The 8,757-nt window shown below is 38.7% G+C and carries 7 protein-coding genes and 1 pseudogene; all 8 read right to left on the bottom strand.

Annotation, left to right across the window (positions count from 1 at the left end):
* Window positions 1-80 precede the first annotated feature (80 nt).
* Window positions 81-359 (bottom strand): hypothetical protein, encoded by a 279-nt coding sequence (locus FTU64_RS16015; RefSeq protein ID WP_257222278.1) that lies wholly within the window; start codon window positions 357-359, stop codon window positions 81-83.
* 30 nt (window positions 360-389) lie between these two features.
* Window positions 390-764, bottom strand: a complete 375-nt coding sequence (locus tag FTU64_RS16010) for a helix-turn-helix domain-containing protein (RefSeq protein ID WP_159123113.1) — start codon at window positions 762-764, stop codon at window positions 390-392.
* Between the two features lie 212 nt (window positions 765-976).
* Entirely contained in the window at window positions 977-2,434 is a 1,458-nt protein-coding gene (locus FTU64_RS16005; RefSeq protein WP_180060296.1) for a glyceraldehyde-3-phosphate dehydrogenase, read from the bottom strand.
* A 355-nt stretch (window positions 2,435-2,789) separates the two neighbouring features.
* The gene (locus tag FTU64_RS16000; protein ID WP_180060294.1) at window positions 2,790-4,481 is read right to left on the bottom strand and encodes a hypothetical protein; all 1,692 of its coding nucleotides are present in this window, start codon (window positions 4,479-4,481) and stop codon (window positions 2,790-2,792) included.
* Window positions 4,482-4,690: 209 nt separating this feature from the next.
* Window positions 4,691-5,623 carry an EamA family transporter RarD gene (rarD, locus tag FTU64_RS15995; protein ID WP_180055058.1) on the bottom strand — a complete coding sequence of 311 codons (933 nt, stop codon included), beginning with the start codon at window positions 5,621-5,623 and terminating at the stop codon, window positions 4,691-4,693.
* A 133-nt stretch (window positions 5,624-5,756) separates the two neighbouring features.
* Window positions 5,757-6,347: a lipocalin family protein gene (locus FTU64_RS15990; protein WP_180060292.1), complete on the bottom strand. Its 591-nt coding sequence runs from the start codon at window positions 6,345-6,347 to the stop codon at window positions 5,757-5,759.
* A gap of 155 nt (window positions 6,348-6,502) precedes the next feature.
* Complete coding sequence (gene uvrB, locus FTU64_RS15985; RefSeq protein ID WP_180023439.1) at window positions 6,503-8,524, bottom strand: excinuclease ABC subunit UvrB; 2,022 nt, start codon at window positions 8,522-8,524, stop codon at window positions 6,503-6,505.
* 126 nt (window positions 8,525-8,650) lie between these two features.
* Window positions 8,651-8,757 (bottom strand): annotated as a pseudogene (locus FTU64_RS15980) (IS982 family transposase); the annotation flags it as partial.

Here is an 8,757-nt window from a genome sequence, read left to right as displayed (position 1 = left end):
GAGGATCAGAAAGCTTGTTTGAATCGATGTATTTCATCCGCAGATTATGCACGAATGCTAAGAAATCCGGAGTGCAAATATTAACCAAAAAGAAGATCGTTTTTTGATTTATGAAAGAGATCTATTAAATCTTTAGATTGAGCAGCAATTAATTCACTGCCTTTTTGCTCTCGCCAATTCGTGTAAGTCATTAAGACCGCTATTGGAGCAAATATCCCCGCCGACCAAAGCAAAAGATTTGTCGCTAAAGTAATATCAACTTCTAAACTTTTAAAAATTGCATAAATAGCGATGCATAAAGTTAGGATAATTGCGTACACTGCCAATAATCGAGCAACTAAATTTTCTGATTTATCCATTTATTGCTTCCCCCAAAAGCAATTTAATTTTTATTTAGCAACACGCTCTTTATTTTCCAAAATCTCTGGCAAACTCCGCTCTACCCAGCCAATCAAATAATTTATTTTTTCTGCCGCTTGCGAACCGGTAATGGTCAATTGATATTCCACTTTAGGGGGTACAACCGGATATACCGTTCTTAAAATAAAACCATCTTGTTCCAGCATTTTTAAGGTTTGTGCCAGCATCTTTTCACTGACCCCTTCAATTCGCTGTTTCAACTCACTAAAGCGATGTACGCCCTCACTTAAACAGCGCAATACCAGCACTGACCATTTATTGGTGAGATGTTCCAGTATTTCACGGGATGGACATTCATTGGATAGCACCTGCCCCAGTAATGGACTGATTGCATACTTGGTCATTGAAGAGTTCCTTTCTTGATCACGGTTTTTAGTTATTACTTACTATTTTTAATGTACTTACCATTTGTAAGCTAACAGATTCATATGAGCGTATCAAGGTGAATTTTCCATCAATTAATGTATATGATTTTATTAAGCTGATTGGCCAACTTTATTTTCCACAATAAAAAAGAGCCTCAAAAGAGGCTCTTTTTTTAGATGACTTCTACAAATTATGCATTTGTTTCAGCAGGAACTTTTGGATAGCTTACGCCGCCCATTTGCTCAGCAATACGAAGTACCTGGCAGCTATAACCTACTTCGTTATCATACCAAACGTAGCAAGTTAAACGGTTGCCTGAAGTGATGGTCGCTTGAGCGTCGAATACACCTGCAGTACGAGAACCGATAAAGTCAGAAGATACAACTTCAGTCGAGTTTGTATAACCGATTTGACCTTGAAGGTTAGAATTGATTGAGATTTGGCGAATGTATTCATTTACTTCATCACGATCAACTTCTTTTTCTAAAGTCAGGTTCAGGATTGCAAGAGATACGTTTGGTGTAGGAACACGTACAGAGTTACCAGTCAACTTGCCTTTAAGTGCAGGAAGTGCTTTCGCAACCGCTTTAGCAGCACCAGTCTCAGTAATAACCATGTTCAATGTTGCAGCACGGCCACGACGGTCAGCTTTATGGTAGTTGTCGATCAGGTTCTGGTCGTTTGTGAACGAGTGAACTGTTTCAACGTGACCATTGATCACTGTGTATTTGTCGTTTAACACTTTCAGTGTTGGAGTGATCGCATTGGTAGTACAGCTTGCAGCAGAGATGATTTGATCTTCATCAAGGATGTCAGCCTGGTTCACACCAAATACAACGTTCTTCATGTCACCTTTACCAGGTGCAGTCAGAATTACACGTGCAGCGCCAGCGCATTTAAGGTGCTGTGCAAGACCTTCAGAATCACGCCATTTACCTGTGTTATCGATTACAAGTGCATTGTTAATACCGTAAGCAGTGTAATCAACTTCAGATGGGTTAGACGCATAGATCACTTTGATGAAGTTACCGTTAGCAATGATTGCTTCGTTTTCTTCATCAACAGAAATCGTACCTGCGAATGGACCATGAATAGAGTCACGACGTAACAAAGACGCACGTTTTTCTAAGTCACCGTCAGATGATTTACGAACAACGATTGCTTTAAGGTTAAGGCCACGACCTAGACCAGATTGGCTGATCATCAAACGTGCAAGGATACGACCAATACGACCGAAACCGTAAAGAACAACATCACGGTTTTCAACGTTAGTTGCATTGCCTTCAAGTGATTTCACAGCGTCAGCAACGAATGCGTCAACATCACCGCCTTTTTCTTTGAACTCAACAGCAAGTTTGCCAAGATCAATTTCAGCAGTACCGATGTTTTCGATTTTTGCCAAAGCTTCAAGAATTGGGAAAGTGTTCACAACTGAAAGTTCAACGTCAAGTACGCGAGTACGACGATGCGCTTTAAGAATTTGGATAACCGAACGGTTAATTAAAGAACGACCGTATACTGTAGCTACGATGTTTTTTTCACGATATAACTGACCCACTAGGGCAATCATACGTTCCGCGATTTCTTCACGGTTTTTCCAGCGACCTTGGTGCTCTGCATGTAGGGCAACGATAGTGTCTTTGCTCACAGATACGTCCTCTAATTAATTGTAAATCTAAGCATAAATTTCAAAACCCCACAATTGTAATGGAAAACTGAAAATTAATGAATCTAAAAGCAGATTTCGACAAGGTTATTTTGTTATATATTCACTATCAATTTTCAAAATAATCATGATTAGTATTATGATTTTATAGCCGAAAGTTGAAAAACCGGCTTTTTCGCAGATTTTTGTCACAAAATTTCAAATGTAGTTTTATCAACCAGATCTCAGCACATTTAGCTCAAAGATGCACGAATATTTATATTTTTCAAATTGTGGTGTTTTTTTATTTTGGGCAAAACAATGGATTTTTGAAGTCAGATCAATATTTAAAATTCAGTTAATTCTTCAGATTCTCAGCAAAATTTTCCAGATTAAACTCAAAGAAATTGACACTCAGCTCTAATATTTTCGGTAGTGCATTTAAACCATTCTCTCCAGCACTAATCGCAAAATATCTCCGATCACTAAAAGACTGCACCTTTAAGGCATTTTCACATGGCTCAAAATCGAGATTGACGAGCTGTGACGCATGTTCCTTCAGCAACATTAAAACCTGCATATAAGTCTGGCGCTTTTTTTGTTGCTGCGCTTTTAAAGCATCGGCTTCAAGGCTTTCATAATCCCCTGTTTTCGTCATGCGTTTAGAAAATCCAACATGCGAGCCATGGGTACCCATATTTTCTACGACGGCTTCAGCAGCAAAGATCTGCTGTTGATCCTCGTCCTCGGTCGTCTGCAAGAGCGCTTTCAATGCCGTATGAATTTGCTGTGACTGCTGATGATGAAACTCCCAATCATCTTCGTTTTGGACATGAAAAATTTGAGCACGCCGTTTCAACAAAAGTACCTGCCAAGCCTGTAGTTGAAGTCGCAGTCGTTTCAACTCCAAACTTGCCTCAAACTTTGTGCAACTACTCAAGACTCTTAGACTCGTGATGAGCTTCTGAGATATTTGCATGCTATAAAAAAAGACAAAATCATGCTGTATCTGCTCATTCAGTTGATATTGAACAGTCTGATGCAATGGCTTCAAGATCAATGCATTCAACTGCTGCTCAAAAGTTGGTAAAACCGTTGCCAATTGAATGGCATCCTCTACATGTAGCATTAAAAGCAGATGCTTATCCACCCGTGTATATAATTGCTGCATTAAATTTTGTAGATCTAAATGTATAAAACCTGCAATGGATGCTAGCTTTGAGACTTGAATTTTTAATTGTTCTATTTGCTGATTTTCTAAAGCAGTAGTTAAATCTATAGCTGCCCCATCAAAAACGTCGTCTGCTAAGGCGTCATTATACTTTGTCGATAAAAACCGAGTTGCTGAATACTGCGTCGTCCAATCTAAATCAGGCGACAAAATATAAATAAACTCATATGTTTGTACGATTTGTAAATATCGTGTTTTTTGTTCACGCTTTAAATAGTATTTAAAAATCGGATGTTGCCAAATCAAAGACGAATTCGGGATAGCTGCATCAAAAACTTGCCCCAATAGATGTGACTTTAAAAAAACTTCGATCAAGAAAATTTTGACTTGCTGGGCAGTGAGTTGACGTGCATCACTCGGCGCAAGCAAATCCATTTCACGAATGATTTGTGCGGCATTTAAAATAAAATGCCGATGTAATATGTTTTTTTCATGCTGCAATTCAAAATCTTCTTCTGCATCTATTTTATTGATATAGATTAATTTTTCTTCTAATTTATGCGCAATTTGAATACTCATTGTCAATGTTCGAAGTTCTTCGAGCTTTGTTGCCAAATACTGTGCATGCTCACGCATGACATCATATTTTAGTACTTTCATCAGCATGCCCAAATTCATCGGCACATCAAGTTGATACGACTGTGATGAAGACTCCCAACGAATTCCTTTTTGCGATAACACCTGCTGTATCTGCGGTAAATTGGATTGATCAAGATCAGTGCACAATTCAGACACGATACTCCGCCAATGCTGATCCAACACAGGCTCTAGCTGTAAAAGTTTAGTGCTTAGATGAAATGGGACAACCACTGACTGCATCCTGTATCTTGATTCTTTAATCAATCTTTTATCGATTTCAGTTTATTTTTATCTAAAATAAATATTTTTGTACACCATCATTCAATACTGTTCTTCCTAAACAATGAATTGAATCATGGTGTGTTTTAATTTTCTAAGTTTAAGATTTTCTTAAAAAACAGCAAGTGTTAATTGTGAACTGATCAATTTATCGTACCAATATTTTCAGTCTAAGAATCGATTCGATCATTTAACGCTTTTACATTTTTAGCTAGCGCACGTTCATTTTGCTTTTGTTTAAACAGATGCAAGACGCCTTCTATCACCAATAACAAAACGGCACCCCAAATTGGAATATAGGTCAGCCATTCTTCTGCTTCTACTCGCTCTCCCAATGCGATCGATGCAAAGGCTAACAACACGGGTTCTAAATAACTCAACAAACCAAAAATCACAAATGGCAAATAACGACTCGCCAACATATAGCTACCTAAGCCAAGCGCACTCAGAAAACCAAGTCCCAAAACCGCCAAAATCAGATGAGGGAATAACGACATCAGCGCTAAACTATCGCTATGGATAAATCCTAAATAAAAGGCTACAGGCAGAATTAAGCAAAGATCCCACCAAAAACCACCCAAATGATCAGTTTTAAAGGTACGACGTAAAAAGAAATAAATCGGGTAAGCCACAGCGACATAAACAGTTTCCCACGCGATACTGCCAATGCGCCAAATTTCGTGACCGACACCTAAAATTGCCAGTGCCACGGCAGCCATCTGCCATTTAGAAAGTTTTTCTTTATACAGTACACATCCGACTAGAACCATCACTAAGGGAAGTAAAAAATATCCCAAAGAAACTTCTAGTCCACGGCCATTAATTGGCCCCCACAAAAACAACCAAAGCTGTGTGGTACATAAAAAAGAACTGATAATTAACCAAAGTAGAAAAATCGGCTGCTTAACCACTCGCCAAAAAATTTCACTGACTTTGTTTAAATCTTTCATCCACCACATAAATAAGGTTAAAAATGGCAAGGTCGCTAACATGCGCCATGCAAAAGTTTGCTCGCTATCTAGAGGTTTTAAAAAGATGGTAAAGAAATACAAAATACCAAAAGTGACCGATGCCAATACAGACAATGCAACGCCTTTATACATCTTTCACTCCAGTCCCGAATACACCATAAATTTGATATTTTGCTTGATTGATCAAGCTTTTCGCAGAGACATTCTAGCAAATAAAAAACCATGCACAGGCATGGTTTTTTAGCATTTGTTCAAATATTTAGATTTATGGTTTTACTGTCTGCTTGGTATGAATAATATCTGATAAGTCATAACCAACAGATTGCGCATAATTTAAATATTCCTGAATCACTTCCTGATCTGGATGAGCCGAACGAGAAAGAACCCACATATATTTACGACGTGGCTCACCCACCAAAACTGTTTGATAGTCTTCATCGGCTTTGAGTACCCAATAATCACCACGCCCCACAGGCAACCAACGAATGGCTTCTGGTAAGAAACTAACTTTTAATTTCGTGTTAAACGGTGCATTTTGTACAAATGCCTCGCCTATTGATTGCTTCTTGGTACCATCTTTAGATACACAGCGATTATTTACATTAATGTTGCCATTTTCATTTAGCGTGTAAACCGCAATCACATCACGGTCACAGCTTTTTTGAAAAACCATAGGCTTACGAGCTACTTCATACCACATACCTAAATAACGATCGAGCTCGACTTTTTCCACAGTCTGTAACGGTTTCGTCTGTGCATAGGCCATTGTGGCTGCACCCAAACCAATTAACACTGCTGCACCAAGTGCAATTTTTGCGAGTTTAAAACCAGCTTTCGGAAGATTCGTTGTTGTCATTTTTATGCCTCATTTCGATGCAAAACATTCGATGAAAATTAAGTAATTCTTTCTCTCGTGTTTTTACTCTAGCGGAAAAAATTGCTCTAAAAATCATTTTCTTGTCTGAATTATGTATGTCATTCAAACAATATTCCGCATCTTGTCTAACAAAATTATGAAATCATCTGTGCTTTTAAACGCAAGATTTCATCGCGTAATCGAGCGGCTTGTTCAAACTGTAATTCCTTAGACGCTTTTAGCATTTCTTTTTCCAACTTATTCATATGTTTTGCCAGAAGTTTTGGATCCGACATCAAATGACGTTCATCTGCAGTTAATGCCTTGGCCTGATCTGAAATTTTTGCATCGATTTCATCATCTGTCAGCAGTTCACCAGTATCAATATCATTAACGTTTTGGCGTACAGCACTACGTGGTGTAATGCCATGTTCAAGGTTAAATGCAATCTGTAAATTACGACGACGATCCGTTTCATCAATGGCTTTTTGCATGGAGTCGGTCATACGATCTGCATATAAAATCGCTTTACCGTTTAAGTTACGCGCTGCACGACCAATGGTTTGAATCAAAGAACGCTCAGAACGTAAGAACCCCTCTTTGTCTGCATCTAAAATGGCTACTAGAGACACCTCTGGCATATCTAAGCCTTCACGCAGCAAGTTAATCCCAACAATTGCATCGTATACACCTGAACGCAATTCATGAATAATTTTAGTTCGTTCAACAGTGTCAATATCAGAATGTAAATAAGCGACCTTAATACCATATTCTTTCAAATATGAAGTTAAATCTTCTGCCATACGTTTGGTTAATGTCGTAACCAATACACGCTCATTTAAGTTTTTACGATTATTAATTTCTGACAATACATCATCCACTTGCGTTAACACTGGACGAATTTCAATTTCAGGGTCGACCAAACCTGTGGGTCGAACCACTTGCTCAACGACTTGTTCAGACTTTTCCATTTCATAATGTGCAGGCGTTGCACTGACATAAATGGTCGAAGGAATAATCCGCTCCCATTCTTCAAATTTCATTGGGCGGTTATCAAGCGCACTTGGTAAACGAAAACCGTAATTGACCAAATTTTCTTTACGTGAACGGTCACCTTTATACATAGCCCCAATTTGCGGAACGGTAACGTGCGATTCATCAATGATTAATAAAGCATCATCAGGTACATAATCAAACAAAGTCGGAGGTGCTTCACCAGAAGGACGGCCAGACAAGTGGCGTGAATAGTTTTCAATACCGTTGGTATAGCCAAGCTGCTGCATCATCTCTAAATCATAACGTGTACGTTGTTCGATACGCTGTGCTTCGAGTAATTTATCATTTGCACGAAAGAATCCTAGTCGTTCTGCGAGTTCTTCACGAATCGTTCCAATTGCACGCTGTAAATTATCTTTAGGTGTTACATAATGGCTTTTTGGGTAAATCGTAATCCGTGGCACTTTACGGACCATTCTGCCCGTCAATGGATCAAACCATCGAACTGAATCAACTTCATCATCAAATAACTCTATTCGAATGGCATTTTGATCAGATTCAGCAGGAAAAATATCAATAATTTCACCACGAATACGGTATGTACCCCGTAAAAATTCGAGTTCATTTCGGGTGTATTGCATTTCCACCAAACGACGGATGATATCATCACGGCTAATACGGTCTCCTTCCACGATATGCAGAAGCATACTCATATAAGCATTGGGATCACCCAGACCATAAATAGCTGAAACTGACGCTACGATAATTGCATCACGTCGCTCTAATAATGCCCGTGTTGCCGAAAGACGCATCTGGTCGATATGATCATTAATCGATGAATCTTTTTCAATAAAAGTATCTGAAGATGGAACATAGGCTTCGGGTTGATAATAGTCATAATAACTGACGAAGTATTCCACGGCATTATGCGGAAAGAAGGCTTTAAACTCGCCATAAAGCTGCGCAGCCAAAGTTTTATTATGCGCCATAATAATCGTTGGACGTTGCGTGCGTGCTATCACATTTGCCATGGTATAGGTTTTACCTGAACCTGTTACCCCTAAGAGCAACTGATCATGCATTCCTTTTTCAATCCCCTTCACCAATTTCTCAATCGCTTGAGGCTGATCACCTGCCGGCTGATATTGTGTTACCAGTTCAAAAGGCTGTTCCTGCATCACACTCTTCTTCAACAGTTTTATATGGCTTTATTATGAGGGCAAAGTTGCACAAAACAACGCTAAATTTATGTAAAAAGCCAAAGTCTCTTACAGACAGAATTAATCTTTATTTAACCCGAATCCCGCTTAAGCCAATGATTCCATAATTTGAATTGTTGGTTTATTTTGATGATTAAGTTGATATGCACATAACGATGCGTAAATCCCACTCAGAAATCCATGAATACTACGAG

This window comes from Acinetobacter sp. YH12128 (assembly GCF_013418655.1).
Classification (GTDB): Bacteria; Pseudomonadota; Gammaproteobacteria; order Pseudomonadales; family Moraxellaceae; genus Acinetobacter; species Acinetobacter amyesii.
This window is presented reverse-complemented; position numbering and strand designations above follow the sequence as displayed.